We start from the raw sequence: 26,678 nt of genomic DNA on the forward strand, positions 1-26,678 counted from the left end.
TTACTCGATCTCGTCCTGCTGCGGCGCAGGCGGAACGACGATGCTCTCGCGCGGCTTGTCAGGATTTGGGGCGGGAAGATTCATCATTTTCGCCAGGATGCTGGCCAGCTTCAGGCGCAACTCCGGACGACGCACGATCATATCGATAGCGCCTTTTTCGATCAGGAACTCACTGCGCTGGAACCCAGCCGGCAGTTTTTCACGTACCGTCTGCTCGATAACGCGTGGACCGGCAAAGCCGATCAGCGCTTTCGGTTCAGCGATGTTGAGATCGCCGAGCATCGCGAAGCTTGCCGATACGCCGCCCATGGTCGGGTCGGTCAGCACGGAGATGTACGGCAGACCGCGCTCCTGCATTTTTGCCAGCGCCGCAGAGGTTTTCGCCATCTGCATCAGCGACATCAGCGCTTCCTGCATACGCGCGCCACCGGAGGCGGAGAAGCAGATCAGCGGGCAGTTGTCTTCCAGCGCCTGCTCAACCGCACGCACGAAACGAGCGCCCACTACGGAACCCATCGAGCCGCCCATGAAGGCAAACTCAAAGGCTGCCGCCACAACCGGCATATCGTGCAGGGTGCCTTTCATCACCACCAGCGCGTCTTTCTCGCCGGTCTCTTTCTGCGCGGTCGCCATGCGGTCTTTGTATTTTTTGGAGTCTTTGAACTTCAGAACATCTTTCGGCTCAAGTTCGCTACCCAACTCCACTAACGTGCCTTCATCTAACAGGCTGTGCAGGCGATCGCGCGCCGACATACGCATGTGGTGGTCGCACTTCGGGCAAACGCCAAGGTTACGCTCCAGCTCGGCACGGTAAAGTACCTGACCGCAGCTGTCGCACTTGGTCCACACCCCTTCAGGGATGCTTGCCTTGCGGGTGGGGGTGATATTGCTCTTATTGAGAATTCGTTCAATCCAGCTCATTGATGACCTTTCTGCCTGAACCTGGGATACCCGAACCGTACTGCCATAGCACTACAGTACATGCCGGCGCGGGTACAGATGCCAGTTTTGACCGTGGGGCGCGGGATGCAAATCCCCCCGGGCAACCAAATAAATGGTGCACATTAAAACATAATGGCCGACGACTTGGGATAAAAAAGTGGTCGAACCGCGCTTAGCGGCGCATATTTCCGGTTATCGTACCGGCCCGGAGGGTGATATTCCACCGGGCCGGAAGCTTAACCTTAGCGCCCCTGCCGCGCCGCTGCACGTTTATGGCGAATAACTTCCACCACGCCCGGCAGGATCGACACGATAATGATCGCCACGATCAGCAGCTTCAGGTTCTCCTGCACAAACGGCAGCGTCCCGAAGAAGTAACCGGCGTAGGTAAACAGCAGCACCCACACCAGCGCGCCGATCACATTGTAGGCGGCGAAGTGACGATAGGACATTTTGCCCATGCCGGCGACGAACGGCGCAAAGGTACGCACGATCGGCACGAAACGCGCCAGGATGATGGTTTTGCCGCCGTGACGGGCGTAAAACGCGTGGGTTTTATCCAGATAGCTGCGACGGAAGATTTTCGAGTCCGGATTGCTGAACAGCTTATCGCCGAACAGCCGTCCAATGGTGTAGTTGACGGCATCGCCCAGGATCGCCGCAATGATCATCAGCAGCACCATCAGATGCACGTTCAGATCGTTGCCCGGCAGCGACGCCAGCGCACCGGCGACAAACAGCAGTGAATCTCCCGGCAGGAAAGGTGTTACCACCAGCCCCGTTTCACAGAACAGAATCAAAAACAGAATGGCATAAACCCAGACGCCGTACTCCGCCACCAGTTCAGCCAGGTGAACGTCGATATGCAGAATAAAATCAACAATGAAAAGAATAACATCCATAATATTCCGGTTTCCCAGACTGCATTCAGTCAGCTAAAAAAAGTGGGCCCATCGGCGGGTGCGGCAGGTCAAACTGCGCCGGATAGTCAACTGCTACCAGGTACAGCCCTTCCGCTTTCGCCGTCGCTGCCGCAAGCGTTCTGTCCTTTGCCGCCAGCAGTTGTGCAATCCAGCTCTCTGGCTGGTTACCACAGCCCACTTCCATCAGGCTGCCCGTAATATTACGCACCATGTGATGAACAAAGGCGTTCGCCTTGATATCTATCACTACATACGCCCCGTAGCGCGCGACGTTGATATGCATCACGTTGCGCCAGGGAGTACGGGACTGGCACTGCACGGCGCGAAACGAGGTGAAATCGTTCTCGCCGATCAGGCTCTGTGCCGCCCGGTGCATCCGCTTCTCATCGAGAGGATGATAGAAGTGGGTGACTCCTTGCTGTAAAACCGCCGGGCGCAGCCGCTGGTTGTAGATAATGTAGCGATAGCGACGCGCCGTTGCGCTAAACCGCGCATGAAAATCATCCGGCACATCTTTGACCCAGCGTACCGCGATGTCTCCAGGTAAATTCGCATTTACACCCAGCGTCCAGGCCGCGTCTTTACGCTCAACGCTGGTTTCGAAATGCACCACCTGGCCGGTAGCATGCACGCCGGCATCGGTGCGCCCGGCGCAGAAAACGCTAATCGGCTCATTCGCCACCTGGGACAGCGCTTTCTCCAGCTTCTCCTGCACGCTGCGCACTTCATTCTGGCGCTGCCAGCCGTAGTACTTGCTGCCGTCGTACTCAATGCCCAGCGCGATCTTACGGCGCGGTTTATCGTGCAACTCAGACATCAGTAGAGATACTCCTGCAGGAGCTTTTCTGCGGTTTTAATTGCCATCAGCGCGCCGCCGTAGCGCACGTTGTCTGCTACCGACCAGAACTGGATCTGCTCAGGCATACCGTAATCGTTACGCACGCAGCCGATGGAGAGCTGAGCGTTGCCGGAGGCATCCGCCACCTGCGTCGGGAAGGCGTTCTCTTCTGACAGCGCAATGTCTTCCGCCAGGCCCAGCGCATCGCGCGCCTCTTCCGCCGCCAGCGGGCGCATCGCTTCGAAGCTCACCATCTGGGCATGACCGTAGAACACCGGCGATTGCACGCAGCTGGCGGAGATCATCACGCCCTCGTCCTGCAGGATCTTACGCACTTCATCAATGATAATGCGCTCTTCCGCCACCACGCCCTGGGCGTCCGGCAGCAGCGGCAGCAGGTTGAACGCCAGTTGACGGCCAAAGAAGTCGTCTTCGTCCACCGGAATACCGTTGAGCAGACGCGCGCTCTGCCCGGCGAGGGCGTCTACCGCTGCTTTGCCGTGGCGTGAGGCGGCCAGCAGGCTGGTGACCTGAATACGCGACAAACCGCCCGCGTCGATCAGCGGTTTCAGCGCTTCCAGCAGCTGGCTGGTCAGGCTGTTGGCGACCGCCACCAGGTTGCGGTTGCGGTAGTCGGCCAGCACGAACGGGTTCACATCCGGCACTACCAGCGGCACGTCCGGCTCCAGCGCAAACAGGCCGCTGCTGTCGATGACCAGGCAGCCCGCGTTGGTCGCCTCATCACACCAGGCCGCAGAGGCTTCGGCGCCCGCGACAAAGAAAGCGAGCTGGGCCTGCGTCCAGTCAAAGGCGGCGACATCCTCAACGCGGATGCTTTTGCCGGCGTAGCGCAGGGTCTGCCCGGCGCTTTCGCTGCGTGCCAGGGGATAAATCTCACCAACCGGGAACTGGCGTTCTTCTAACAGTTCAAGCAGGGCTTCACCCACGGCTCCCGTGGCGCCCAGGATGGCGATATTCCAGCCTTCAGACATGTGGTTTACTCCAGACAATAAAAAAGCGTTCCCCGCCTGCTGCAAGGAACGTGAGAATCGTATTAGCGGGCCGGGTGATGAACGGCGTTAAAACCGAGCTTCGCCAGCAGCGCAGCGGCGTCGGCATCATCACACTGAATATAGAGCGATGACCACTCGCGACGCTCCTGATAATGTTTGCGCAGCTTGTCGAACTCACCCGCCTGCCCGGCGACCGCGCGCAGCGGCGCATCGTCGCGGCGCACATCATACACCAGATGCACCAGGCTTTTCAGCGTAGCCTGATCGAGCGGACCGTGCAGCGTCAGGCGACCAAACGCCGGCGCGGGCAACAGGGTATCGAGCGCCACCTGCTGCCGTTGACCGATAAACTCGCTGAATGCTTCAAACACCTGCGTAGTGCCACGCGCCTTGCCTTCCAGGGTATAGCCGGCGATATGGGCGGTGCCGATATCGACCCGCGCCAGCAGCGCCAGATTGAGATCCGGCTCCGGCTCCCAGACGTCCAGCACCACGCTGAGGCGCTGCCCCGCTTCCAGACGAGCAAGCAGCGCGGCGTTATCCACCACCGGCCCGCGACAGGCGTTAATCAGGATAGCGCCGGGCTTCAGGCTGCGGATCAGTGCCTCATCGGCGAGATGATGGGTTTTATAAGGTCCGTCTTTAAACAGCGGCGTATGAAAAGTCAGAATATCCGCATCGCGTACCAGGGTTTCCAGCGGCAGGAAATCACCGTCGTCGCCGCGATCGGCACGCGGCGGATCGCACAGCAGCGTGCGCACGCCGAGCGCCTCAAGACGCGCCTGCAGCCGTGAGCCAACGTTGCCGACACCGACGATGCCCACCGTGCGGTCGGTCAGGGTAAAGCCGTCGCGCTCGGCGAGCAGCAGCAGTGCGGAAAAAACATACTCCACCACGGCAATGGCATTGCAGCCAGGTGCTGCGGAAAAGCCAATCCCCGCCTGCGCAAGCCAGGCGTCATCCACATGATCGGTGCCCGCCGTTGCAGTACCAACAAAACGTACCGGTTTCCCCTCCAGCAGTTGGGCGTTTACTTTCGTCACCGAGCGCACCATCAGCGCGTCGGCGTCGTTCAACTCCTGCTCCGGGATCGGGCGGCCCGGCACGGCTTTCACGTCGCCGAGACGACTGAAGAGTTCGCGGGCGTAAGGCATATTTTCATCAACGAGGATTTTCACGATACGGTACCTGTCTGAGTGCGGGAAATAACCTTTGCAAAGCCTGCCCATCGGGGCTGTTGGGCCAGGGCGTAAGTGTGCCATAATCTCGCCGCCAGGCATACTTGCTCAACTGGCCCAGTGTGGCGCTACCTCGTGGCAGATTTAAGGACTATTAATGATGCAACCCATTCAGGGGGCTCAGGCTCGCCCTCCCGGCGAACCCCCTTCCCCGCAGACCACTGCCGGAGAGCAACCGCTTTCCAGCCATCAGCGCACCGTGCTGGAGCGGCTGATCACGCGCCTGGTGGCGCTGACGCATCAGCAAAGCGCTGAAGTCTGGGCTACCCTGCGCCACGACCTCGGGTTGCAGAGCGAAACGCAGCTGCTGTCGCGCCACTTCCCTGCGGCCGAACAGAGCCTCAGCCAGAAGCTCAGCACGGCCCAGGACAGCCACGCCACCCGTCAGGTGCTGCAACAGCTCACCGAGTTGCTGGGCCAGGGCAATAACCGCCAGGCGGTGAGCGACTTTATCCGCCAGCAGTTTGGCCAGACCGCGCTGAGCCAGCTTACGCCTGAACAGCTGAAAACCGTGCTGACGGTGCTGAAAGAGGGTCAGATCGCCATCCCGCAGCCGCAGCAGCGCCCGCAGACCGACCGTCCGCTGCTGCCGGTGGAGCACAACACCCTCAACCAGGCGGTGACAAAGCTCGCGGCGGCGACCGGCGAATCCGGGAAGCTGATCTGGCAGTCGATGCTGGAACTCTCCGGGGTGAAAAGCGGTGAACTGATCCCGGCCCGGCACTTTGCGCTGCTTAACACCTGGCTGCAGGCGCGCCAGACGCTGGCGAACCAGGCCGCGCCGACGCTGCACAGCGTGCAGGCCGCGCTCAAACAGCCGCTGGAGCCGCAGGAGTGGCGTGAGATGACCGACTATGCGCAGCAGCGCTGGCAGGTGACGCCGCAGAACATCCTGACTACCGCGCAGGTGCAGGACATTCTCAACCAGGTCTTCCTGCGCCGCGCCGAACGCGCACCTGATTTCCTTGAAGCGCGCAACGTGCAGCCCATCTATAACCCGTTTATCGCGCCGTTTATTACGCCGATCAAAACCCTGACCGCTCGCCCCGGCATCGCGCTGCTCGCCCTGCTGGTGGTGATGATCCTGTTCTGGATGCTGATCTGAGGTTGCGCCGCGCCCATAAAAAAAGGAGTCATCTGGCTCCTTTTTTATTGCTTACCGGCTTACGCGTTGTATTTACGCATTACCAGCGTGGCGTTGGTACCACCGAAGCCGAAGCTGTTGGACATCACGGTAGTGAGTGCCTGCTCGGTCGGTTTGGTGACGATGTTCATGCCGTTCGCCTGCTCGTCCAGCTCGTCGATGTTGATGCTCGGTGCCACGAAGCTGTGCTCAAGCATCAGCAGGCTGTAAATCGCTTCCTGCACGCCCGCCGCCCCCAGAGAGTGACCGGTCATGGCTTTGGTAGCGGAGATAGCCGGGGTGTTGTCACCGAAGACTTCGCGAATTGCACCCAGCTCTTTCACATCGCCCACCGGCGTGGAGGTGCCGTGGGTGTTCAGGTAGTCGATCGGGGTGTCCAGACCGTGCATCGCCATCTTCATGCAGCGCACTGCGCCTTCACCGGACGGGGCGACCATGTCCGCGCCGTCAGAAGTCGCGCCGTAGCCAACGATCTCAGCGTAGATGTGCGCTCCACGTGCCAGCGCGTGCTCCAGCTCTTCAACCACAACCATACCGCCGCCGCCAGCGATAACGAAACCATCGCGGTTCGCATCATAGGTACGGGAGGCCAGGTCCGGGTTTTCGTTGTATTTGGTGGACAGCGCGCCCATCGCGTCGAATTCACACGCCATTTCCCAGCACAGCTCTTCGCCGCCGCCGGCAAAGACGATGTCCTGTTTGCCGAGCTGGATCTGCTCAACTGCGTTACCAATACAGTGCGCGGAGGTGGCGCAGGCGGAGCTGATGGAGTAGTTCACACCGTGAATTTTGAACGGGGTCGCGAGGCACGCGGAGACGCCGGATGCCATTGATTTGGTTACCACGTAAGGGCCAACCGCTTTCAGACCGCGCGGGCTACGCATCGCGTCAGCGCCGAACACCTGATATTTCGGGGAGCCGCCGCCGGAGCCAGCAATCAGGCCGACGCGCGGATTGTTCTGGTATTGCTCTTCCGTCAGGCCGGAATCAGCAACCGCCTGTTCCATAGAGAGAAAAGCATAGACAGATGCATCACTCATGAAACGCACGATTTTGCGATCGATAAGGCCAGTGGTATCCAGTTTAACGTTACCCCAGACGTGACTGCGCATTCCGGAATCTTTGAATTCCTGAGAGAAAGTAATCCCTGAACGCCCTTCACGCAGAGATGCCAGGACTTCCTGCTGGTTGTTACCGATGCTGGAAACGATGCCCAGGCCAGTAATCACTGCACGTTTCATTCAATACCTCTGTAATAGCTCTGTTTTAGGATTCGAGACGCAAGATAGCGTACACTTGTACGCCGAACAAGTCCGATCAGCCGATTTGCTGGTAAATTTGCGCCTGGCGGCTCACATCGCTAACATCGCTCCACTGCCTGCCAGACGAGAACTTCCGTGAAAGAAAACGCCATTCAGCCTGCCCGCCTGCACTTCAATGATGAGGGTACACCTGTTTCCCGAGATTTCGACGATGTTTACTTTTCTAATGATAATGGACTCGAAGAAACGCGTTACGTTTTTCTCGACGGCAACGGCCTGCCTCAGCGCTTCGCCAGCCATGAACGCCAGTTGCTGGTGGTGGGCGAAAGCGGCTTTGGCACCGGGCTTAACTTCTTAACTCTCTGGCAGGCCTTTGCTGCCTTCGCGCGCGCGCAACCGCAGGCTACCTTACAAAGATTACACTTCATCAGTTTTGAAAAATTTCCCCTCACCCGCGACGATCTAACCCGGGCACACGCCCACTGGCCGGAGCTGGCCCCCTTTGCCGCCGAGCTGCAGGCGCAGTGGCCCCTGCCCTTCCACGGCTGCCATCGTATGCTGCTTGATGGCGGCCGCGTGACCCTCGATCTGTGGTTTGGCGATATCAACGGGCTGACCGATGAGCTGGACGAGACCCTTAACGGGAAAGTGGATGCCTGGTTCCTCGACGGATTTGCCCCGTCCAAAAACCCGGACATGTGGACCCCCGGCCTGTTCGCTGCCCTGGCGCGTCTGGCCCGCCCGGACGCCACGCTGGCGACCTTTACCTCCGCCGGCTTTGTGCGTCGCGGGCTGCAGGATGCCGGATTCGACATGCAAAAACGCAAGGGGTTTGGCCGCAAGCGCGAGATGCTGGTAGGCCGAAAGCAGCCAGCCTCACCGGCCGGGCCGCGTACCCCCTGGTACGCCCGCGGCCCGGCGCAGGGTCGTGAAGTGGCGCTAATTGGCGGCGGCGTGGCCAGTGCGATGCTGGCCCTGGCCCTGCTGCGACGTGGTTTTCAGGTCACGCTGTGGTGCGAAGATGACGCTCCGGCGCAGGGTGCCTCCGGCAACCGCCAGGGGGCGCTGTACCCGCTGCTGAGCCAGCACGATCCGGCGCTGGCGGCGTTCTTCCCGGCGGCCTTCACCTTTGCCCGCCGCCTGTATGATGCCCTGCCGCTCGATTTCGACCACGACTGGTGCGGTGTGACTCAGCTCGGCTGGGACGAGAAGTCGCAGCACAAAATTGCGCAGATGCTGCGCCTCGGCCTGCCTGAAGCGATCGCCCATGCGGTCAGCGCCGATGCGGTGCATGAGGCCTGCGGCGTAGCCACCGGCTGCGGCGGCATCAGCTACCCGCTCGGCGGCTGGCTGTGTCCGGCGCAGCTTACTGCCGCAGCGCTGGCGCTGGCCAGCGAACAGGGCATGAAAGTGCACTATGGCCGCAAAGTCACGGCGCTTCAGCGCGCGGCAGACCAGTGGCAACTTCAGTTTGCTGACGGCAGCCAGGCCACGCATCAGGTGGTAGTACTGGCGAACGGGCACCAGATCGGCGACTTCGCCCAGACCCGTGAGCTGCCGGTGTACGCGGTGGGCGGCCAGGTAAGCCATATTCCCACCACACCGGGGCTGTCCGCCCTGCGCCAGGTGCTGTGCTACGACGGCTATCTGACGCCGGCGAACCCTGTCAGCCAGCAGCACTGCATCGGGGCCAGCTACCATCGCGGTCAGCGGGAAATGACTTACAGCGAGGCGGATCAGCAGCACAATCGCCAGCGGCTGATTGACTGCCTGCCGCAGGCCGGCTGGACGCAGGAGGTGGATATCAGCGGAAGTGACGCCCGCTGCGGCGTGCGCTGCGCCACCCGGGATCATCTTCCGATGCTGGGCGGCGTGCCGGACTATGACGCCACGCTGAGCGCGTATGCCAATCTCTGCGAGCAGCCGGGCGATGCGCCGCTCGCGCCGGTGTATCCCGATCTGTTTATGCTGGGTGCGCTTGGGTCGCGCGGGCTGTGCAGCGCCCCACTGGCTGCGGAAACTCTGGCTGCGCAGATGAGTGATGAACCGCTGCCGCTGGATGCCGCCACGCTGGCCGCGCTGAATCCAAATCGACTGTGGGTACGAAAATTACTGAAAGGCAGACCGGTGAAGTGACGGGCGCGGATGCTGGAACGATGCACGAGCAATATGATGCCCCCTGCCAGGCGACAGGGGGTCTGACTTAACGCAGCGTGGCCTGCTGGAACAGGTTTTCCCACATGCCGACAACCAGCGCCTGATCGCGCGGTGACAGCTCACCGGCGTGAATGGCTTTCTCCAGGCTGGAGGTCACTTTGGCGTGCACCGCGCGCGGAGAGTGATCGTCGCCGGCCTCCAGTTCAGCCACCGCGAGCGTGAGATGGCCGCGCAGATAACCGCTGGCAAACAACTCATCATCACTGGCGTGCTCCACCATATCGTCAATTAACGCCAGAATGCGTGCTTCAAATTCCGCGATCATCTTCTTTCCTCATTCAAATGACATGGCCGCATCACAGATCTTCCGGCCATGGAAACTGGTCCGCCGTCAGGGGCGGCGTATTGTAATAAGCCTGCAGGGCGGCAATAAAACGGGTCGGGCGCGGCGGAATGCCGTGCTCCAGCCACGTCATCACCTGGGCGTGGACGCGGCGCTGAAACGCAATGCGATCCGGCTCGACGTCGCCTCCCAGGTTGTCGCAGCTGACGTTAAACGGGAAGCCCGCCGCCACGCAGAACATCCACTCCAGCGCCTGGGGTTTTACTTCCACATCTTCAAACTGCCCCTGAGTTGCCGCATCGCGGCCATCCGGGCAGTACCAGTAGCCAAAATCAACCAGCTCGCGCCGGGCTGCCCCGGCGATACACCAGTGGGAGATCTCGTGCATGCCGCTGGCGTAAAAGCCGTGCGCAAAGACGATCCGGTGATAAGGCGCCTGCTCATCAGCAGGAAGATAGATCGGTTCGTCGTCGCCTTTAATCAGACGGGTATTAAAATCGCCGGCAAAGCAGCCGTCGAAAATGTCGATCAGGTCCTGATAGCGGTGTGTCATTTATCCATTCATCCCCAGCCAGTTTAGGATTTCCTGTCCATGGCTGTCATATAAAAGTTTGGCGCTCATTACCGCCGAGACGATAACGATCATCGGACGGATCAGCGTCTGTCCTTTACTCAATACCAGCCGCGATCCGAGGCGCGCGCCGCAGAACTGGCCGACCAGCATTACCAGCCCGGTGCCCCAGACCACTTTGCCGCCGATGATAAACAGCAGCAGGCCGCCGAAGTTGGAGGTGGCATTCAGTACCTTCGCGTGGGCAGTGGACTTTGCCAGGTTATAGCCGCACAGCGTGACGAACGCCAGCGCATAAAACGATCCGGCGCCCGGCCCGAAAAAGCCATCGTAGAAACCGACGCAGCCCCCGGCCACCAGCGCGAACGGCAGGCCGTACAGGCGGCGGTGGCGATCCTCCTCGCCCAGCTTCGGCATCAGCAGGAAGTAGAGGCCAATGGCGATCACCAGAATCGGCAGGATCTGGCGCAGCAGATCTGAATTAACATGCTGCACCAGCAGCGCGCCGCTGGTCGAGCCGATAAAGGTCATCAGAATATTGAGCTTCTGATCGGCGAGATTCACCACCTTGCGGCGGATAAAATAGAGCGAGGCCGAAAACGAGCCGCCGCAGGCCTGAAGCTTGTTGGTGGCCAGCGCCTGGGCCGGTGACATCCCCGCCGCCAGCAGCGCAGGGACGGTAAGCAAGCCGCCCCCACCCGCCAGAGCATCAATAAAACCCGCCAGCACCGCGACGAAAAACAGCGCGGCCAGCATCAGCGGGGAGACCATAAACCATTCCATTACTCTTCCTTAAAGCAGATGCTTATCGAGCAGCGCCTGGCATGACGGCGGCGGCGGTGGCGGCGTAGATTTCGTCGGAGCTTTGCTGCCCGGCGGCGGTGGCAGGAACCAGCTCTGCAATTCTGCACCGCAACCATCGCCCGGCGGCGGCGCTGCCTGCTCCAGGCACTCCAGGCTGTCAGCCGGGCAGCGCAGACGCACGTGCATGTGGGCGCGATGGGCAAACCACGGGCGGACTTTATTGAGCCAGCCGCGATCCGGTCCAGCCTCAAGGCAGAGCTGCTGCTTGATTGCCGGGTTCACGAAGATGCGCGTGACCTCATCGTCCTGCGCGGCGGTTTTGATCAGCGTGCCGATCTCCGGCTTCCACAATGACGGAATAACCCCTTTGCCGTTGACGGCCACCAGGTCGATGGCCTGTGGCCTGCGTAGCTGAGCGCTGGTCCAGCGCGTCTGCGGCAGCTGCAGGAAGATGTCGACGTCCAGCCCGGTCTGATGGCTGGCGTGACCGCTGCTGAAGCGCCCGCCGGCGGCCATGCCCATGTCGCCCACCAGCACGGTGCCCAGCCCCTGGCTGCGCACCTGCTGGCTCATCCGCTCGATAAAACGCACCAGATGCGGATGACCGAAATAGCGGCGCTGGTCGGTGCGCATCACCTGATAGTTTTCCGCGTCAAGCGGTAGCGCGGATGCACCGATAATGCAGCCGTTGGAAAAACTGCCGATGGACTGCGGGCTGCCGGCGATGGGATGGGTGATTTGCTGCCAGGGGGTGGCGGCCTGAGCCGCGCTGCCGGCCACGAGGGCCAGCAGCAGAGCGAGCGTTTTTTTCATCGCGTTACCAACGAGGGAGTGAACTGACCACATCGCCGTTCTGTGCGCGCTGGCGCAGCAGGTGATCCATCAGGACGATGGCCAGCATGGCTTCAGCAATCGGCACCGCGCGGATACCGACGCAGGGATCGTGACGACCGCGGGTCACCATCTCCACCGCCTCGCCGTCGCGATTTACAGTGCGCCCTGGCACCATGATGCTGGAGGTTGGCTTCAGCGCCATATTCGCCACAATCTGCTGACCGCTGCTGATACCGCCGAGGATGCCGCCGGCATGATTGCTCTGGAAGCCCGCCTCGGTGATTTCGTCCCGGTTTTCGCTACCGCGCAGGGCAACCACACCGAAACCTTCACCGATTTCCACCCCTTTCACCGCGTTGATGCTCATCAGCGCGTGGGCAATATCGGCATCCAGACGATCGAAGACCGGCTCGCCGAGCCCCGGCGGCACGTTATCTGCCACCACGGTCACTTTCGCGCCGATGGAGTCGCCCTCTTTCTTCAGGCCGCGCATCAGCTCGTCCAGCGCCTCGATTTTGTCCGGGTCCGGGCAGAAGAACGGATTCTGCTCGACCTGCGCCCAGTCTTTGATCGCCAGCGGAATATCGCCCATCTGGGTCAGGCAGCCGCGGATGACAATGCCAAATTTCTGCGCCAGGTATTTTTTGGCAATGGCCCCGGCGGCGACGCGCATCGCCGTTTCACGCGCAGAGGATCGTCCACCGCCGCGATAGTCGCGCAGGCCATATTTTTGTTCGTAGGTGTAGTCGGCATGCCCCGGACGGAACACGTCTTTGATGGCGCTGTAATCCTGCGAGCGCTGATCGGTGTTCTCAATCAGCAGACCAATGCTGGTGCCGGTGGTGACGCCGTCAAAGACGCCGGAGAGGATTTTCACCTGGTCGGGTTCACGACGCTGGGTGGTGTAGCGCGAGGTGCCAGGGCGGCGGCGGTCGAGATCGTGCTGCAGATCCGCCTCGCTCAGCGGGATGCCCGGCGGTACGCCATCCACGATGCAACCCAGCGCCAGACCGTGCGACTCACCGAAAGTGGTCACGCGGAAGAATTGTCCAATACTGTTTCCTGCCATCACGGCCCCGTTGTCGTTGTTGTGTTTTCAAGGAGTAGTGAAGCGGGCCGCAGCCCGCCGGAGTTATTATTTTAATCTTTGTAGATGCTGAAGTGCTCGCGCGCGGCGATGAGCTGGTCGCGGGTCAGCATGAAGACGCCGTCGCCACCGTTGTCGAACTCAAGCCAGGTGAACGGCACATCCGGGTACTGCTCCATCATGTGTACCATGCTGTTGCCCACTTCGCACACCAGGATACCGTTTTCGGTCAGGTAGTCCGGGGCGCAGGCGAGAATGCGACGCGCCAGCTTGAGACCATCGCTGCCCGCTGCCAGGCCCAGCTCCGGCTCGTGGCGGTACTCGCCCGGCAGATCGGACATATCATCCGCATCCACATACGGCGGATTGGTGACGATGATGTCGTACTGCACTTTCGGCAGGTCGCGGAACAGATCGGAGCGGATCGGCGTCACGTGATTCAGCAGGCCGTGCTCTTCGATGTTGTGCTCGGTCACCGCCAGCGCATCGGCAGAGATATCCACCGCGTCCACTTCCGCATCCGGGAAGGCGTAAGCACAGGCGATAGCAATGCAGCCGCTGCCGGTACACATGTCGAGGATGTGCTGCGGCTGATGGTCGATAAGTCCGGCGAAGTGGTTGTTAATCAGCTCGCCAATCGGCGAACGCGGCACCAGCACGCGCTCATCGACGTAGAATTCGTGGCCGCAGAACCAGGCTTTATTGGTGAGATAGGCCACCGGAATGCGCTCGTTAACGCGGCGAATCACGCGCTCAACGATGCGGTGACGCTCGCTGGAGGTCAGACGCGCATTGCGCATCTCTTCAGGAATATCCAGCGGCAGCCAGAGCGAAGGTAGTACCAGCTGGACCGCCTCGTCCCACGGGTTATCGGTGCCGTGACCATACCAGATACCAGCGGCGCTAAAGCGGCTCACCGCCCAACGCAGCATATCCTGAATGGTGTGCAGCTCATTGACTGCTTCATCGACGAAAATTTTATCCACTGGCCCTCCCCAGGCACGCTCCGCTTTTAGTCGGCGGGTAGTTTGCCATGAAGACGGCGATAAATCAGCATTCACGGCGGCGCGCGGCGGCGAAAAGGCGCGTTTTATTTAGCGCCGCGCCCATCGTCAGGTAAACTGCCCGCATTAGCCTGACAGGAAATCGAAAAGATGAAGAAAAAACCATCGCTGAACGAGGAGGATCAGGCGCTGTTCCGCGAGCTGATGCGCGACACGCGGAAGATCACCCACGACACCATCGTTCACCGTCCGGCGCGTAAGAAACTGTCCCAGGTGCCGGAAAAACGTCTGATACAAGAGCAGGCCGACGCCAGCCACTATTTTTCCGATGAGTTTCAGCCGCTGCTCAATAACGAGGGGCCGACGCGCTACGTGCGTGACGACGTCAGCCACTTCGAGCTGAAGAAGCTGCGACGCGGCGACTATTCACCAGAGCTGTTTTTAGATCTGCACGGCTTAACCCAGATGCAGGCTAAGCAGGAGCTGGGGGCGCTGATTGCCGCCTGTCGCCGCGAGCATGTGTTTTGCGCCTGTGTGATGCACGGGCACGGCAAACACATCCTCAAGCAGCAAACCCCGCTCTGGCTGGCGCAGCATCCGCACGTGATGGCATTCCATCAGGCGCCGAAAGAGTACGGCGGCGATGCAGCGGTGCTGGTGCTGATTGAAGTGGAAGAGTGGCAGCCGCCAGTGCTGCCGTAACAAGGGCGCTGCTGATAAAAGGTGGGTGCGCTGCGCTTACCCATCCTGGTCGTTGCGCGCCGCGCCAGAAACGACAAGAGCCGCATCAGCGGCTCTTGTTAGCAGGGAACAGGCACCACGACTTACATCGCTTTCGCCATTTTTAAATTGCACGGACTCATCTGCCAGTTAAATACACCGCACGGGTTGTGCGCATCCAGCGTCACATTTGCGATTGCCGAGGTGGTAAACATCGGCGGGGCTTCCCCCGGGCAGAGCTCTGAGACCAGATACCCCACCAGCGGCAGGTGAGAAATCACCAGCGCGGACTTCACGCCTTCGTCTGCCAGCATGTGCAGGTAAGCACCTACTTGCGTGACATCTCCACAGGGAGTCAGCTCCGGCAGAACGTCAGAGGTTGCCGGCAGGTTCATCACCTCGCTGACCACACCCAGCGTCTGTTCGGCGCGCAGGAAAGGACTCACCAGAACGCGTTCGATATCCACCTTCTGACCTTTTAACCAGGTCGCCATCTGACGGGATTCATCGCACCCACAGTGAGTGAGAGGACGAACCGCATCGCTGGCGGCATCGAGTGCTGCGTCGCCGTGACGCATAATAAAAACTTGCATATTGCACCGCTTTTGTTGACCAGAATCGCCGCGTTCACCGGCACAAAGGGACATTTTTTGTGCGGGAAAGCTGGCGGTCGGGCATTGTGCCTTATCCATACTTCAAATGGAACGCTGTTTTTTACCTCAATGCTGTAAGTATAGTCAATTAGCGTTTACAAATTGACCAGCCAGCGGTTCCGTTCTCAATACTGGAATAACCCTTGTCGGACCACCGTCGACGTGACTTACGCCGTGCGGGGCCAGAAACTGTGCTGCTCCCGGGCCATGCGCAACAATGCCTCGCAGGGGGTAAAACGCTCCCCGTGCGTGGTTGCCAGACGTTGCAGAATGGCGACAACCTCACCCGCGCCGAGACTATCCATATAGCGGAACGGGCCGCCCAAAAACGGCGGAAAACCGATGCCGAACACCGCGCCGATATCGCCATCGCGCGCTGAGCGGATCACGCCTTCATCAAGGCAGCGCGCCGCTTCATTGAGCATCATCATCACGCAGCGCTGGGCGATAGCCTCCGGCGCAAGGTGCTGCCCCGGCGTTACGCCAATCAGCGGATAGATGGCAGGGTCGACCTGCTTCTTGCTTGTACGCCCTTTAGCGGGGTAAAGATAGAAGCCACGCCCGTTTTTTCTGCCTTTGCGATCGTCCTTAAGTATTGCCGCGACCGCGGCATCCGGTGCGCTGAAGCGGCTACCATACGCCTGCTCCAGCACGGGAATGATTTTGGTGCCGACATCAATGCCGACTTCGTCGAGCAGCTGAATCGGCCCAACCGGAAAACCAAATTTCACCAGCGCCCGGTCAATCGCCTCAACGCGCTCGCCTTCCATCAGGCAACGCATCGCTTCATTGATATACGGCGCCAGGATACGGTTAACGTAGAAGCCCGGCACGTCGCCGACAACAATTGGCGTTTTGCCCTGCTTCTTCGCCAGCGCGACGGTCGTCGCCACCGTTTCCGGCGACGTCTGCGCGTGGGGGATCACTTCCACCAGCGGCATCTTATCCACCGGGCTGAAGTAGTGTAATCCCACCACCTGCTCCGGGCGTAGTGCCCCGGCGGCGATATCTGCGATAGGCAGCGAAGAGGTATTGGAGGCGAAAATAGTGTGCGGCGCAGCGTGCTGCTCCACTTCGCTGACCATCTGCTGTTTCAGGGCCAGATCTTCAAATACCGCTTCAATCACCACATCGCGCTGGCGAAAGCCGCTGTAGTCGGTGGTGCCGGAAATACGCGCCAGCTGGCTGGCCCGCTCCTGGGGTTTGATATGGCGGCGGCGCACTTTTTTATCAAGCAGATCCCAGCTGTACTTCAGAGCATGGTTGATGCCCTTCTCACTGATGTCCCTGATGCGCACCGGCAAATTGCCTTTTACCGCCGTGACATAAGCAATGCCGCCACCCATCAGGCCGCCGCCAAGCACACCGATCTCATGAAGCGGTGCAGGAGCGGCGCTGCTGCCGCTCTCCTTTTTCATTTCGGTGGTCGCAAAGAAGATGTTACGCAGCGCGGCTGACTGCGGCGTCATGGCCAGTTCACCAAAGGCACGCGCCTCGGCGGCCAGTCCACTCTGCATTCCCTGGGTCAGCCCAACGCGCACCACCTCAAGAATACGCATCGCCGCCGGGTAGTTACCCTGCGTTTTTGCCAGCGTCTTCTTCTCAACCATTGAAAACAGCACCGTGCGGCCCAGCGGCCCGGCGAGCACGCGTTCGCGCACCGGCAGCCGACGGCTTCCCGGCTTGCCCTGTTTCGCCAGCGCCACCGCAGCCTCCAGCAATATTGACGGCGGTACCACGTCATCCACCAGCCCCGCCTTCAGCGCCTGACGCGGCCGCAAACTTTTGGCCGTCAGCATCATCTCCAGCGCGGTGCTGATACCAATCAGGCGCGGCAGTCGCTGGGTGCCGCCCGAGCCGGGCAGCAGGCCGAGCTGCACTTCCGGCAGGCCAAGCTGGGTGCGCTTATCGTCGGTACAGATACGGCGATGACAGGCCAGCGCCAGCTCCAGCCCGCCGCCGAGGCAGGCACCGTGAATGGCTGCCACCACCGGTATGGTCAGGGCGCGGATGTCGCCCATAATCTGCTGCCCCTGGCGCGCCAGGGCTTCCGCTTCCTGCGCGCTGCGGCAGTCGGCAATCATGTTGATGTCGGCCCCGGCGATAAAGCTGTCGGGCTTACCGGAAATAAACACCACCCCTTCCAGCTGCTTGTGCGCGAGGATCTGCTTGAGGATGGCGCGCACTTCCCCGGCGAACGCCGCCTTCAGAGTGTTCATCTTCTCGCCCGGCACATCGATCGTCACAACGGCGATATTGTCCGGGCGAACCGTTAACGAAAATGCGGTTAGCTGTTCCATTATTCCACCTCCAGAACCATAGCCGCGCCCAGACCACCCGCCGCACAGGCGGTGACCAGACCGAAGCCGCCGCCGCGGCGTTTCAGCTCGTGCAGCGTCTGGGTGATCATGCGTGCGCCGGTGGCAGCAAACGGATGACCGTAAGCAATCGAGCCACCCGAGACGTTAAAGATGCTGTCATCCACCTCGCCGGTAGCCTGGGATCGCCCCAGCACCTCGCGGGCAAAGCGATCGCTTGCCAGCATTTTCAGGTTCGATAGGGTCTGGGCGGCAAAGGCTTCATGCATATCGAACAGCGTCAGGTCGCCCAGCGTTAACCCGGCACGATCCAGCGCCAGCGGCGTCGCCCAGGCCGGTCCCAGCAGCATATCCTGCCAGACATCAACCGCAGTAAAGGCGTAGCTGCGCAGATAGCCCAGCGGCGTCAGGCCCAGTTCGCGGGCGCGGGATTCCGTCATCAGGATCACCGCCGCCGCGCCGTCGGTCAGCGGCGTGCTGTTTGCGGCGGTGACGGTACCGTGCTTGCGGTCAAACGCCGGGCGCAGCTTTGCGTAATCCGCCAGGCTGGCAGATTCGCGAATATTGTTGTCCTGGCTGAGCGGCTCGCGGTACGGCGGAACGTAAGCGGTCATCACCTCCTGCGCCAGTTTACCTTCGCGCCAGGCCTGGGCTGCAAGCTGATGGGAGCGGTGCGCCAGCGCGTCCTGGGCTTCGCGGGTAATGCCGTGGCTTTTCGCCATCTGTTCCGCGGTGTCGCCCATGCGCAGCCCGGTGGAATACTCCGCTACCGCCGGGGGCACCGGCAGCAGATCTTTCAGCCGCAGCCGCGAGAACAGCTTCAGGCGCTGCCCCAGGGTGCGCGCCTTATTAGCATCCACCAGCGTGCGCGCGAGGGTTTTACTGACGCCAATGGGTAATACCGAGGAGGAGTCCGCGCCGCCGGCGATCCCGGCACGGATGGTGCCTGCCATCAGGCTTTCCGCCACGTTGGCGACCGCCTGAAAGCTGGTGGCGCAGGCGCGGCTTACGCTGTAGGCGTCGGTATGCACATTCATACCCGTGCCAAGCACGATCTCACGGGCGATATTGGGTGCTTCGGGCATCTGCACCACCTGGCCAAATACCAGCTGTTCGATGACCTCAGGCGGGATCTCGCTGCGAGCCAGCAGTTCGCCAACCACCATTTTTCCGAGATCGACGGCGGGAACGCCGTGAAATGCCGTCGCCTGACGAGCAAAAGGCGTGCGTAAACCACTGACAATGGCAATGCGGCCGCCCTCACGGGCAACCAGCGGAAGTGCCTGACTCATAACGCTCCCCTGTAAAATTTTGTATGTAAAAAAGTGGTCTGACCTGATAACAGTTTTAACCAGATTTTTACATCCAGCCAATCGGGGAAGCGGAAAAGTGAGAGGGATAACACAGTTGCGCCCCGGTTATCGGGGCGCGGGAGGGATTAACGCAGACCGAGCTGGAAGATCATGGTTTCTGCCTGGCAGGCAAAGACAAAATCGATATCCAGCTGCACGCCGCCATCAACCTCGCTGAAACGCGGGGTAATCTGGCACGGCTCGGATTCCACTTCACGCGCTTTGGCGCTCAGGGCGTCCAGCGTGGCTTCTGCATCGGCGCGGTTGCTGAAGACGCGGCTGTACGAGGCGGTGCAGTCGGTGTTATCCATGATGGTGCCGACATCAATACAGCAGCAAACCGGGGTTTCATCAGCGCTGTTTTTGCTCATCGTGATTTCCTCTGAATAGTGCACCGGAGTGCGTAAATAAACTGTCGGTTATTTTACGCGCCACCATAAAGGCACTCCAGCCGAGAATTGCCAAACCCGGATTAAGTGACAGATATCACAGTTAAAAATGATCCAGCGCAAAATTGTCGGGGTGGGTTGAAACAAAGCGGTGGTTATTTTGCCAGCGGGATCTCGTTTATAAGATCACAATTGAAAAAACTTATAAACATACTTGCAACATCCCGTCTGGTCGGACCTATACTCACGCCACTGGTCTGATTTCTCTGCTGTAGCTCAGACCCTACACTCTCGCGCTCCTGTTACGTCACGTAACATTTAAATAAAAATAATGTATGAGGTCATGGTCATGAGCCAGAAAACCCGGTTTGTGAAATCTGTACTCGCAGTCGCAGTGGCAATCGTCTCTACTAACGCCTGGTCAGCAGGTTTCCAGCTAAACGAATTTTCTTCCTCGGGCCTTGGCCGTGCCTATTCCGGGGAAGGTGCCATTGCAGACGATGCCGGCAACGTCAGCCGCAACCCAGCACTGATCACCATGTTCGATCGCCCGACCTTTTCCGGCGGTGCCATCTTCGTCGATCCGGACGTTAATATTTCTGGTACTTCTCCGACAGGTGCCAGCCTCGATGCAGATAACATCGCACCGACCGCATGGGTGCCTAACCTTCACTTCGTTGCACCTATTAATGAACAGTTTGGCTGGGGCGCGTCAGTCACCTCCAACTATGGCCTCGCGACCGAATTCAATAATAGCTATGCCGGTGGCTCGATGGCGGGTAAAACCGACCTCGAAACCCTGAACCTGAATCTAAGCGGTGCCTATCGCCTCGATAATCACTGGAGCTTCGGCCTGGGCTTTGACGCGGTCTATGCGCGGGCAAAGATCGAGCGTTACGCGGGTGATCTGCCACAAATTATCGCTGGCGGTATTCCATCTCTGGTTCAGTCGGGAGTTTTGACCCCAGAACAGGCTGGCGCTATTGGCCAGGCCGCCGGTGGTATTGGTAACGATACACAAATCGCACACCTGAAAGGTGACGAATGGGGCTTCGGCTGGAATGCCGGTATTTTGTACGAACTGGATAAAGATAACCGCTACGGTTTGACCTACCGTTCAGAAGTTAAAATCGACTTTGATGGCGACTACAAGAGCTCACTGCCAGCTGCACTTAACCCAATCAATGCCGCTATTGGTTTAGGCCTTCCTTACGGCACTGGCGGAGCAACCATTCCGGGTTCTCTGACCCTGAACCTGCCGGAAATGTGGGAGATCTCAGGTTATAACCGCGTTGCACCGCAGTGGGCGATTCACTACAGCCTGACTTACACCAGTTGGAGCCAGTTCGAAGAGCTGAAAGCCACCGGCAGCGGTGACGAGACGCTGTTCTATAAAGAAGAAGGCTTCCGCGATGCGTATCGTATCGCGCTGGGCACCACCTATTATATGGATGATAACTGGACCTTCCGCACCGGTATCGCCTTCGATGACAGCCCGGTTCCGGCTGACAAACGCTCCATCTCCATCCCGGATCAGGACCGTCTGTGGCTGAGCGCCGGTACGACCTATGCCTTCAATGAAGATGCATCGGTAGACGTGGGCGTGTCCTACATGCACGGCCAGAAAGTGACCATCGAAGAGGGTCCGTATACCTTCAAATCTGAAGGTAAAGCCTGGCTGTACGGCGCGAACTTTAACTACGCGTTCTGATAAACGCCGCGCACAAAAAAAGGTGAGCTTCGGCTCACCTTTTTTATTGGCATGGCATCGCGCCCGCCGGTTATTCCGAATCGATATCTTTTGAGCTTCGTAGGACGGGTTAGCCTGCGCACCCGCCACCGCAACGTTACTCAAGGTGGGTGCGCTTCGCTTACCCACCCTACATACCAATAAACGCCGGTTATTCCGAATCGATATCTTTTAAGTCACCCTCAATCGCCTGGGCGTTGGGGTTTTCATTCGGCTGCAGCTTCCCGCCGTTAGCGATAAAGTCGTGGCGCTGGAAATAGGCTTCACGCACCAGGATGTACGGATCGGAGGACTGACGCAGCAGACCGTCGGAATCCAGCAGCTGAGCGCGGGTTTCCAGCCCTTCGACCGTCCATTTCCCCACCGACAGCGGCCAGGTCAGCCAGGAGAGCACCGGATAGAGCGTATCCGCCATATCACCGCCGTCTTCACGCAGCGTAAAGCTGCCGTAGAACGGAAGCTGCACGTAAGGGCCGTAGCCAACATCATAATACCCGAGCGTGCTGCCGAAACGGTGCGGCTCAACGCGCTGCAGTTTCGGGTTCGCCATGCCCGCGACGTCAATAAAGCCGCCCATGCCCAGCAGGGTATTCAGGAAGAAGCGGGTGAAGTGCACCATCCCCTGATACGGGTCGCCGCGCAGGAAGTAGTTCACCATTGACGCTGGCTCTTCAAGGTTGCTGGTAAAGTTGCTCAGGCCGTTACGCGCCGGCTGCGGCACGTAATCGCGCCAGGCCACCGCGACGGGGCGCACCACGTAAGGATCAAGCACGTCGTAGTTGAAGCTGTACATGGTGCGGTTGAACCCTTCAAACGGGTCGGAACGTCCCTGATCATCTGGTGAACTGGCGCAGCCAATAAGCGCTGTGCAGGCCAGCGCAAGCCCGGTCAGGCGAAAATTCATAGCAGTCTCCCTGTAAATGATAACTGTCGCTTCAGGTTCAGGCAGGATGCCCTTTCGCCTGACAAACCAGGCGCATGACCCATGCGGATAATGCCGGTGCGCTACAGGCGCATAAACCTTCAGCACAAGCGATGGCGGAATAACCCGCAGGTGCCCTGGTGCCAGCCGTGACGGGACGCCTCTTGTATCTGATTAATGAGTAAGGTGTTTCCGCCGCTGGCGAGACGTGATTTTAACAGCCAGCGCACGATTGTCTATGCTGCGTCGTCGCGCTACGCCTCCCGCGCGGATGGAGCACGCCGTGCGCGAGACTGTATTGAGCATAGCCGCAGTTTGCCCCTGTGCCGTCAAAGCTTGTCATAACGTAAGGAAATTTGTCTGAATCCTTCCGCAATTCCATACCTTATGGCCCTGACGCGCTACGCTTATTTCGGAGCAATTCGATAACCGGGGAAGATCATGGACAAACTCGATAACGACAAAATTGATAAAACGAGCGACGAACTGGAAGTAGAAAGCCAGGAGAACGAGAGCGGCGAAGAGATTGAGGTGGATGAGGAGCGCCTGCCTTCCAGGGCAATGGCGATCCACGAACATATTCGTCAGGACGGGGAAAAGGAGATGGAGCGCGACGCGATGGCGCTGCTCTGGTCGGCCATCGCCGCCGGGCTGTCGATGGGCGCGTCGCTGCTGGCAAAAGGGATTTTCCACGTCAACCTCGAAGGCGTGCCGGGCGGATTCCTGATTGAGAACCTCGGTTACACCTTCGGATTTATCATCGTCATTATGGCGCGCCAGCAGCTGTTCACCGAGAACACCGTTACCGCCGTGCTGCCGGTGATGCAGAACCCGACCGGTGCCAACATGCTGCTACTGGGCCGCCTGTGGGGCGTGGTGCTGCTGGGTAACCTGATTGGCACTGCGGTCGCCGCCTGGGCATTTGAGTACATGCCTATATTTGACGAAGCGACGCGGGATGCGTTTGTGAAAATCGGTATGGACGTGATGGAGAACTCGCCGCTGGAGATGTTCTCTAACGCCATCATCTCCGGGTGGATTATCGCCACGATGGTATGGATGTTCCCGTCCGCCGGCGCGGCCAAAATCTGGGTAATCATCCTGATGACCTGGCTTATTGCCCTGGCCGACACCACCCATATCGTGGTGGGCGCGGTGGAGATCTTCTACCTGGTGTTCAACGGCAACCTGCACTGGAGCGAGTTTATCTGGCCGTTCGCCCTGCCGACGCTGGCCGGTAACATCTGCGGCGGTACCTTTATATTCGCCCTGCTGAGCCACGCACAGATCAGAAATGACATGATCAACAAGCGCAAAGCCGAAGCCAAAGCGAAAGAAAAAGAAGCGCGTGAAGCCCGCAAGAAAGCGGAAAGCGCAGAGTAAGCCATTGCCAGGGATGGCGACAGAATGAGCAAACGGCCGCGTTACGCTTAACGCGTGATGAAAAAAAGGTATACTAGCGGCCGCGTTGTCCCCTTAGTTAAATGGATATAACGAGCCCCTCCTAAGGGCTAGTTGCAGGTTCGATTCCTGCAGGGGACATATTCCAGCGCCTCTTCTCCTCTTCCTCTTTTTTCCACTGATTCTTCCACCACCCGGAATCCCCCGAATTCCCCCGCTGCACCCTCACACGCCAGCAAAGCGCGTTATAGTTAACGTTAAACGAGACAGCAGGGAGCGACACATGATTATTAACAGTCGGGTTTATCGTCCAGGGCAAGCGGCGCGCACGATTGATATCGACGATATCAGCGACGCGGTTCAGGAGCCGGATGCGTTTATCTGGCTGGGGCTGTGGCAGCCGGATGAGCCGTTTATGCAGACCATTCAGCATGAGTTCGGGCTGCACGAGCTGGCCATTGAAGATGCGCTGACCGCCCATCAGCGGCCCAAAATCGAGCAGTACGGCGACTCGATCTTTATCGTGGTGAAAACCGCGTGCCGGGACGAAAATAACAATATCGAATTTGGCGAAACCCACCTGTTCGTCGGTAAAAACTTTCTGATAAGCGTGCGCCACGGTGCTTCCGAGAGCTATGCGCCGCTGCGTACCCGCGTTGAGGAGCGTCCGGAGATGCTGGAGCACGGGCCGGGGTATGCGCTTTACTGCCTGCTCGATTTTATCGTCGATAACTATCTGGAAATCACCTCATCACTGACCACCCGCATCAACGAGCTGGAGGGCAATATGTTCTGCAGCGAGTTCGATCGCCAGGAGGTGCAGAACGTCTATATGCTACGCCGTCATCTGCTGGCGATCCGCAACGCGGCGCTGCCGGTGGATGAGATCTGTAACCAGCTGATTCGCCTGCATGAGGACATCATCCCCAAAGCGCTGCGCCCTTATCTGCGCGACGTGCAGGATCACGCCCACCATGTGGTGATGGATACCGAGGACATGCGCGAGATGCTCACCAGCGCGATGCACGTTAACCTGGCGCTGGTAACGGTGCAGCAGAACGAAGTGGTGAAAAAGCTGGCGGGCTGGGGGGCGATTCTGGTGGTGCCGACGGTGGTGTTCAGCATGTACGGCATGAACTTTGAGCATATGCCGGAGCTGGATTCGCTGTATGGCTATCCGCTGGCGATGGGCGGGACCGTGGCGGTGTGCTGGCTGCTTTACTGGAAGCTGAAGCGCTCGGGCTGGCTGTAGTCATAAAGCCTGCGGTTTCATGCACGCATGGCTGGCGCTAAGTCTTTTATTTTCAGCAACAAATTACGCCCGGCGCGCAACGGTTACCGGGCGAAAACTATTTTTATTTGCCCGCCCCTGCCACCGCTTGTTTAGCCCGAAATAAAGGATTACAGTAGCGCCCGCAGGCTACCCGAGTAGCCGAGAATTTCAGGTGCAGCGGCAGGCTGACCGGGGGATTTATCCCAAAGTGGTACAGCGGTGGCTCCACCTCTCTATACTAGAACCTTGCGTGAATGATTTGTGCATGTTTATGCATGCGGAGCGATGTAACGTGAAATATTTCTTTATGGGCGTATCGGTAATCGTCTTACTTTGGGCCGGTACTTTCGCCCTCATGATCTGAGCAGCGCCATTGAAAAAGGAGCCTTTCGGCTCCTTTTCTTATTCTGCGCTTTCGGTATGCGCTTTGCTCTCTTTCGGCAGCAGGCCGTCGGCCCGAAACATCGCTTTAATGCCCCGCACCGCCTGACGAATACGGTCGCGGTTCTCAATCAGCGCGAAGCGCACGTGAGTATCGCCATAATCCCCGAAACCAATTCCCGGTGAGACGCAGACTTTCGCGTCCTGCAGCAGCTTTTTCGCAAACTCCAGCGAGCCCATCGCAGCATACTGCTCCGGGATTTTCGCCCAGACATACATCGAGGCTTTCGGGCACTCCACCATCCAGCCCGCTTCGTGCAGTCCTTTGACCAGCACGTCGCGGCGGCGTTTGTACTGCTCAGCGATGTCGCGGACGCACTGCTGATCCCCTTCCAGCGCGGCGATGGCCGCTACCTGCAGCGGGGTGAAGGTGCCGTAATCGTGATAGCTCTTGATCCGCGCCAGGGCGCTCACCAGCTGCTGGTTGCCGACCATGAAACCAATGCGCCAGCCCGCCATGTTGTAGCTCTTGGAGAGGGTGAAGAACTCCACTGCCACGTCGCGCGCACCCGGCACCTGCATGATGGACGGGGCTTTCCAGCCGTCATACACGATGTCGGCGTAAGCGAGATCGTGAACCACCAGCACGTCGTAGCGTTTCGCCAGCGCCACCACTTTTTCGAAGAATTCCAGCTCCACGCACTGCGCGGTCGGATTCGACGGGAAGCCGAGGATCATCATTTTCGGCTTGGGATAGCTCTCGCGGATAGCGCGCTCCAGCTCGTTAAAGAAATCGCCCCCTTCCACCAGCGGTACGGAGCGCACCTGGGCGCCGGCAATCACAGCACCGTAGATGTGAATCGGGTAGCTGGGATTGGGCACCAGCACGGTATCACCGTGGTCTAGCGTCGCCAGCATCAGGTGCGCCAGCCCCTCTTTGGAGCCGATGGTGACAATGGCTTCGCTTTCCGGGTCGATATCCACCTGATAACGATCCTGATACCAGCGCGAAATGGCGCGGCGCAAACGCGGAATGCCGCGTGAGGTGGAGTAGCCGTGGGTGTCCGAGCGCTGAGCCACGGTGCAGAGTTTTTCCACGATATGCGGCGGGGTCGCGCCATCGGGGTTACCCATGCTGAAATCGATAATGTCTTCGCCGCGCCGACGCGCAGCCATTTTCAGTTCAGCAGTGATATTGAATACATACGGGGGAAGACGATCGATACGCGAAAAACGACGAACAGGACTGGAATCAGCCATGGTTTCCTCTCAGATGACGTAAGCGCCCGGACCGTCCGAGCGACGCTGCCACAAACGTGGCCTGTAGAGAAAATAGCCTGAAAAATTTTATGCTGTCGA

General features: G+C 59.4%; 25 protein-coding genes and 1 tRNA gene. 8 read left to right on the forward strand and 18 right to left on the reverse strand.

Going from position 1 to position 26,678, the window contains the following annotated elements:
* The 5 genes from accD to pdxB all read right to left on the reverse strand — a co-directional run bounded on the left by accD (window position 1) and on the right by pdxB (window position 4,894).
* Window positions 1-921 carry an acetyl-CoA carboxylase, carboxyltransferase subunit beta gene (gene accD / locus KFZ77_RS13730; protein ID WP_031520524.1) on the reverse strand — a complete coding sequence of 307 codons (921 nt, stop codon included), beginning with the start codon at window positions 919-921 and terminating at the stop codon, window positions 1-3.
* A 263-nt stretch (window positions 922-1,184) separates the two neighbouring features.
* A complete protein-coding gene (locus tag KFZ77_RS13735) occupies window positions 1,185-1,844 on the reverse strand; it encodes a DedA family protein (RefSeq protein ID WP_264384512.1) in 660 nt (219 codons plus the stop codon).
* A gap of 25 nt (window positions 1,845-1,869) precedes the next feature.
* A complete protein-coding gene (gene truA, locus KFZ77_RS13740; protein ID WP_031520521.1) occupies window positions 1,870-2,682 on the reverse strand; it encodes a tRNA pseudouridine(38-40) synthase TruA in 813 nt (270 codons plus the stop codon).
* Window positions 2,682-3,695: an aspartate-semialdehyde dehydrogenase gene (locus KFZ77_RS13745; RefSeq protein ID WP_031520519.1), complete on the reverse strand. Its 1,014-nt coding sequence runs from the start codon at window positions 3,693-3,695 to the stop codon at window positions 2,682-2,684. Before KFZ77_RS13745 ends, truA begins: the two co-directional genes overlap by 1 nt.
* A gap of 62 nt (window positions 3,696-3,757) precedes the next feature.
* Window positions 3,758-4,894: a 4-phosphoerythronate dehydrogenase PdxB gene (gene pdxB, locus KFZ77_RS13750; protein ID WP_264384513.1), complete on the reverse strand. Its 1,137-nt coding sequence runs from the start codon at window positions 4,892-4,894 to the stop codon at window positions 3,758-3,760.
* A gap of 160 nt (window positions 4,895-5,054) precedes the next feature.
* On the opposite strand from pdxB, the gene flk reads away from it, so the two are divergent.
* Window positions 5,055-6,059: a flagella biosynthesis regulator Flk gene (flk, locus tag KFZ77_RS13755; protein ID WP_264386196.1), complete on the forward strand. Its 1,005-nt coding sequence runs from the start codon at window positions 5,055-5,057 to the stop codon at window positions 6,057-6,059.
* Window positions 6,060-6,118: 59 nt separating this feature from the next.
* Here flk and fabB read toward each other — a convergent pair whose 3' ends face one another.
* Window positions 6,119-7,339, reverse strand: coding sequence for a beta-ketoacyl-ACP synthase I (fabB, locus tag KFZ77_RS13760; protein ID WP_264384514.1), 1,221 nt, complete (start codon window positions 7,337-7,339; stop codon window positions 6,119-6,121).
* 156 nt (window positions 7,340-7,495) lie between these two features.
* On the opposite strand from fabB, the gene mnmC reads away from it, so the two are divergent.
* Window positions 7,496-9,496 carry a bifunctional tRNA (5-methylaminomethyl-2-thiouridine)(34)-methyltransferase MnmD/FAD-dependent 5-carboxymethylaminomethyl-2-thiouridine(34) oxidoreductase MnmC gene (mnmC, locus tag KFZ77_RS13765; RefSeq protein WP_264384515.1) on the forward strand — a complete coding sequence of 667 codons (2,001 nt, stop codon included), beginning with the start codon at window positions 7,496-7,498 and terminating at the stop codon, window positions 9,494-9,496.
* A 67-nt stretch (window positions 9,497-9,563) separates the two neighbouring features.
* Here the strand turns inward: mnmC and KFZ77_RS13770 are convergent, their stop codons facing one another.
* The 6 genes from KFZ77_RS13770 to prmB form a co-directional block, all read right to left on the reverse strand.
* Window positions 9,564-9,842 carry a YfcL family protein gene (locus KFZ77_RS13770; RefSeq protein ID WP_031520511.1) on the reverse strand — a complete coding sequence of 93 codons (279 nt, stop codon included), beginning with the start codon at window positions 9,840-9,842 and terminating at the stop codon, window positions 9,564-9,566.
* A gap of 31 nt (window positions 9,843-9,873) precedes the next feature.
* On the reverse strand, window positions 9,874-10,413 hold the full coding sequence (locus tag KFZ77_RS13775) for an elongation factor P hydroxylase (RefSeq protein WP_264384516.1): 540 nt from the start codon (window positions 10,411-10,413) through the stop codon (window positions 9,874-9,876).
* Window positions 10,414-11,214 carry a sulfite exporter TauE/SafE family protein gene (locus KFZ77_RS13780; RefSeq protein ID WP_031520508.1) on the reverse strand — a complete coding sequence of 267 codons (801 nt, stop codon included), beginning with the start codon at window positions 11,212-11,214 and terminating at the stop codon, window positions 10,414-10,416.
* 9 nt (window positions 11,215-11,223) lie between these two features.
* Window positions 11,224-12,048 carry a penicillin-insensitive murein endopeptidase gene (gene mepA, locus KFZ77_RS13785; RefSeq protein ID WP_031520506.1) on the reverse strand — a complete coding sequence of 275 codons (825 nt, stop codon included), beginning with the start codon at window positions 12,046-12,048 and terminating at the stop codon, window positions 11,224-11,226.
* Between the two features lie 4 nt (window positions 12,049-12,052).
* Window positions 12,053-13,138, reverse strand: a complete 1,086-nt coding sequence (gene aroC / locus KFZ77_RS13790) for a chorismate synthase (RefSeq protein ID WP_031520504.1) — start codon at window positions 13,136-13,138, stop codon at window positions 12,053-12,055.
* Window positions 13,139-13,209: 71 nt separating this feature from the next.
* Window positions 13,210-14,142: a 50S ribosomal protein L3 N(5)-glutamine methyltransferase gene (prmB, locus tag KFZ77_RS13795; RefSeq protein WP_031520503.1), complete on the reverse strand. Its 933-nt coding sequence runs from the start codon at window positions 14,140-14,142 to the stop codon at window positions 13,210-13,212.
* 168 nt (window positions 14,143-14,310) lie between these two features.
* Here prmB and smrB point away from each other — a divergent pair, with 168 nt between their 5' ends.
* Window positions 14,311-14,862 (forward strand): endonuclease SmrB, encoded by a 552-nt coding sequence (smrB, locus tag KFZ77_RS13800; RefSeq protein WP_031520501.1) that lies wholly within the window; start codon window positions 14,311-14,313, stop codon window positions 14,860-14,862.
* A 122-nt stretch (window positions 14,863-14,984) separates the two neighbouring features.
* Here the strand turns inward: smrB and sixA are convergent, their stop codons facing one another.
* From sixA to KFZ77_RS13820, 4 genes are all read right to left on the reverse strand, one after another.
* Window positions 14,985-15,473 carry a phosphohistidine phosphatase SixA gene (sixA, locus tag KFZ77_RS13805; protein ID WP_031520500.1) on the reverse strand — a complete coding sequence of 163 codons (489 nt, stop codon included), beginning with the start codon at window positions 15,471-15,473 and terminating at the stop codon, window positions 14,985-14,987.
* A gap of 227 nt (window positions 15,474-15,700) precedes the next feature.
* Window positions 15,701-17,833, reverse strand: coding sequence for a fatty acid oxidation complex subunit alpha FadJ (gene fadJ, locus KFZ77_RS13810; RefSeq protein WP_264384517.1), 2,133 nt, complete (start codon window positions 17,831-17,833; stop codon window positions 15,701-15,703).
* Window positions 17,833-19,143 (reverse strand): acetyl-CoA C-acyltransferase FadI, encoded by a 1,311-nt coding sequence (gene fadI, locus KFZ77_RS13815; protein WP_264384518.1) that lies wholly within the window; start codon window positions 19,141-19,143, stop codon window positions 17,833-17,835. Before fadI ends, fadJ begins: the two co-directional genes overlap by 1 nt.
* Window positions 19,144-19,289: 146 nt before the next feature.
* Window positions 19,290-19,574 (reverse strand): YfcZ/YiiS family protein, encoded by a 285-nt coding sequence (locus KFZ77_RS13820; RefSeq protein WP_264384519.1) that lies wholly within the window; start codon window positions 19,572-19,574, stop codon window positions 19,290-19,292.
* A gap of 367 nt (window positions 19,575-19,941) precedes the next feature.
* Between KFZ77_RS13820 and fadL the strand changes: the two genes are divergently transcribed.
* Window positions 19,942-21,303, forward strand: a complete 1,362-nt coding sequence (fadL, locus tag KFZ77_RS13825) for a long-chain fatty acid transporter FadL (RefSeq protein ID WP_264384520.1) — start codon at window positions 19,942-19,944, stop codon at window positions 21,301-21,303.
* A 190-nt stretch (window positions 21,304-21,493) separates the two neighbouring features.
* On the opposite strand, the gene mlaA is transcribed toward fadL, so the two are convergent.
* A complete protein-coding gene (mlaA, locus tag KFZ77_RS13830; RefSeq protein ID WP_264384521.1) occupies window positions 21,494-22,246 on the reverse strand; it encodes a phospholipid-binding lipoprotein MlaA in 753 nt (250 codons plus the stop codon).
* Between the two features lie 459 nt (window positions 22,247-22,705).
* On the opposite strand from mlaA, the gene KFZ77_RS13835 reads away from it, so the two are divergent.
* The 4 genes from KFZ77_RS13835 (at window position 22,706) to ypdK (ending at window position 25,302) form a co-directional block, all read left to right on the forward strand.
* Window positions 22,706-23,647 carry a formate/nitrite transporter family protein gene (locus KFZ77_RS13835; protein ID WP_031520489.1) on the forward strand — a complete coding sequence of 314 codons (942 nt, stop codon included), beginning with the start codon at window positions 22,706-22,708 and terminating at the stop codon, window positions 23,645-23,647.
* A gap of 87 nt (window positions 23,648-23,734) precedes the next feature.
* Window positions 23,735-23,806: transfer RNA gene (locus KFZ77_RS13840), tRNA-Arg, on the forward strand.
* A 142-nt stretch (window positions 23,807-23,948) separates the two neighbouring features.
* Window positions 23,949-24,917, forward strand: a complete 969-nt coding sequence (gene corA / locus KFZ77_RS13845; RefSeq protein WP_031520487.1) for a magnesium/cobalt transporter CorA — start codon at window positions 23,949-23,951, stop codon at window positions 24,915-24,917.
* Between the two features lie 292 nt (window positions 24,918-25,209).
* The gene (gene ypdK / locus KFZ77_RS19775) at window positions 25,210-25,302 is read left to right on the forward strand and encodes a membrane protein YpdK (protein WP_406678810.1); all 93 of its coding nucleotides are present in this window, start codon (window positions 25,210-25,212) and stop codon (window positions 25,300-25,302) included.
* A gap of 38 nt (window positions 25,303-25,340) precedes the next feature.
* Here ypdK and alaC read toward each other — a convergent pair whose 3' ends face one another.
* Window positions 25,341-26,579 (reverse strand): alanine transaminase, encoded by a 1,239-nt coding sequence (gene alaC, locus KFZ77_RS13850; protein ID WP_264384522.1) that lies wholly within the window; start codon window positions 26,577-26,579, stop codon window positions 25,341-25,343.
* Window positions 26,580-26,678: the final 99 nt, after the last annotated feature.

This window comes from Siccibacter colletis, assembly GCF_025914095.1.
Taxonomy (GTDB): domain Bacteria; phylum Pseudomonadota; class Gammaproteobacteria; order Enterobacterales; family Enterobacteriaceae; genus Siccibacter; species Siccibacter colletis.

Coding starts and splice junctions, on each gene's coding strand:
- accD (WP_031520524.1), bottom strand. CDS start 921: ATGAGCTGGATTGAACGAATTCTCAATAAGAGCAATATCACCCCCACC.
- KFZ77_RS13735 (WP_264384512.1), bottom strand. CDS start 1,844: ATGGATGTTATTCTTTTCATTGTTGATTTTATTCTGCATATCGACGTT.
- truA (WP_031520521.1), bottom strand. CDS start 2,682: ATGTCTGAGTTGCACGATAAACCGCGCCGTAAGATCGCGCTGGGCATT.
- KFZ77_RS13745 (WP_031520519.1), bottom strand. CDS start 3,695: ATGTCTGAAGGCTGGAATATCGCCATCCTGGGCGCCACGGGAGCCGTG.
- flk (WP_264386196.1), top strand. CDS start 5,055: ATGCAACCCATTCAGGGGGCTCAGGCTCGCCCTCCCGGCGAACCCCCT.
- fabB (WP_264384514.1), bottom strand. CDS start 7,339: ATGAAACGTGCAGTGATTACTGGCCTGGGCATCGTTTCCAGCATCGGT.
- KFZ77_RS13770 (WP_031520511.1), bottom strand. CDS start 9,842: ATGATCGCGGAATTTGAAGCACGCATTCTGGCGTTAATTGACGATATG.
- KFZ77_RS13775 (WP_264384516.1), bottom strand. CDS start 10,413: ATGACACACCGCTATCAGGACCTGATCGACATTTTCGACGGCTGCTTT.
- KFZ77_RS13780 (WP_031520508.1), bottom strand. CDS start 11,214: ATGGAATGGTTTATGGTCTCCCCGCTGATGCTGGCCGCGCTGTTTTTC.
- mepA (WP_031520506.1), bottom strand. CDS start 12,048: ATGAAAAAAACGCTCGCTCTGCTGCTGGCCCTCGTGGCCGGCAGCGCG.
- aroC (WP_031520504.1), bottom strand. CDS start 13,138: ATGGCAGGAAACAGTATTGGACAATTCTTCCGCGTGACCACTTTCGGT.
- smrB (WP_031520501.1), top strand. CDS start 14,311: ATGAAGAAAAAACCATCGCTGAACGAGGAGGATCAGGCGCTGTTCCGC.
- sixA (WP_031520500.1), bottom strand. CDS start 15,473: ATGCAAGTTTTTATTATGCGTCACGGCGACGCAGCACTCGATGCCGCC.
- fadJ (WP_264384517.1), bottom strand. CDS start 17,833: ATGGAACAGCTAACCGCATTTTCGTTAACGGTTCGCCCGGACAATATC.
- fadI (WP_264384518.1), bottom strand. CDS start 19,143: ATGAGTCAGGCACTTCCGCTGGTTGCCCGTGAGGGCGGCCGCATTGCC.
- KFZ77_RS13820 (WP_264384519.1), bottom strand. CDS start 19,574: ATGAGCAAAAACAGCGCTGATGAAACCCCGGTTTGCTGCTGTATTGAT.
- fadL (WP_264384520.1), top strand. CDS start 19,942: ATGAGCCAGAAAACCCGGTTTGTGAAATCTGTACTCGCAGTCGCAGTG.
- mlaA (WP_264384521.1), bottom strand. CDS start 22,246: ATGAATTTTCGCCTGACCGGGCTTGCGCTGGCCTGCACAGCGCTTATT.
- KFZ77_RS13835 (WP_031520489.1), top strand. CDS start 22,706: ATGGACAAACTCGATAACGACAAAATTGATAAAACGAGCGACGAACTG.
- corA (WP_031520487.1), top strand. CDS start 23,949: ATGATTATTAACAGTCGGGTTTATCGTCCAGGGCAAGCGGCGCGCACG.
- ypdK (WP_406678810.1), top strand. CDS start 25,210: ATGCATGCGGAGCGATGTAACGTGAAATATTTCTTTATGGGCGTATCG.
- alaC (WP_264384522.1), bottom strand. CDS start 26,579: ATGGCTGATTCCAGTCCTGTTCGTCGTTTTTCGCGTATCGATCGTCTT.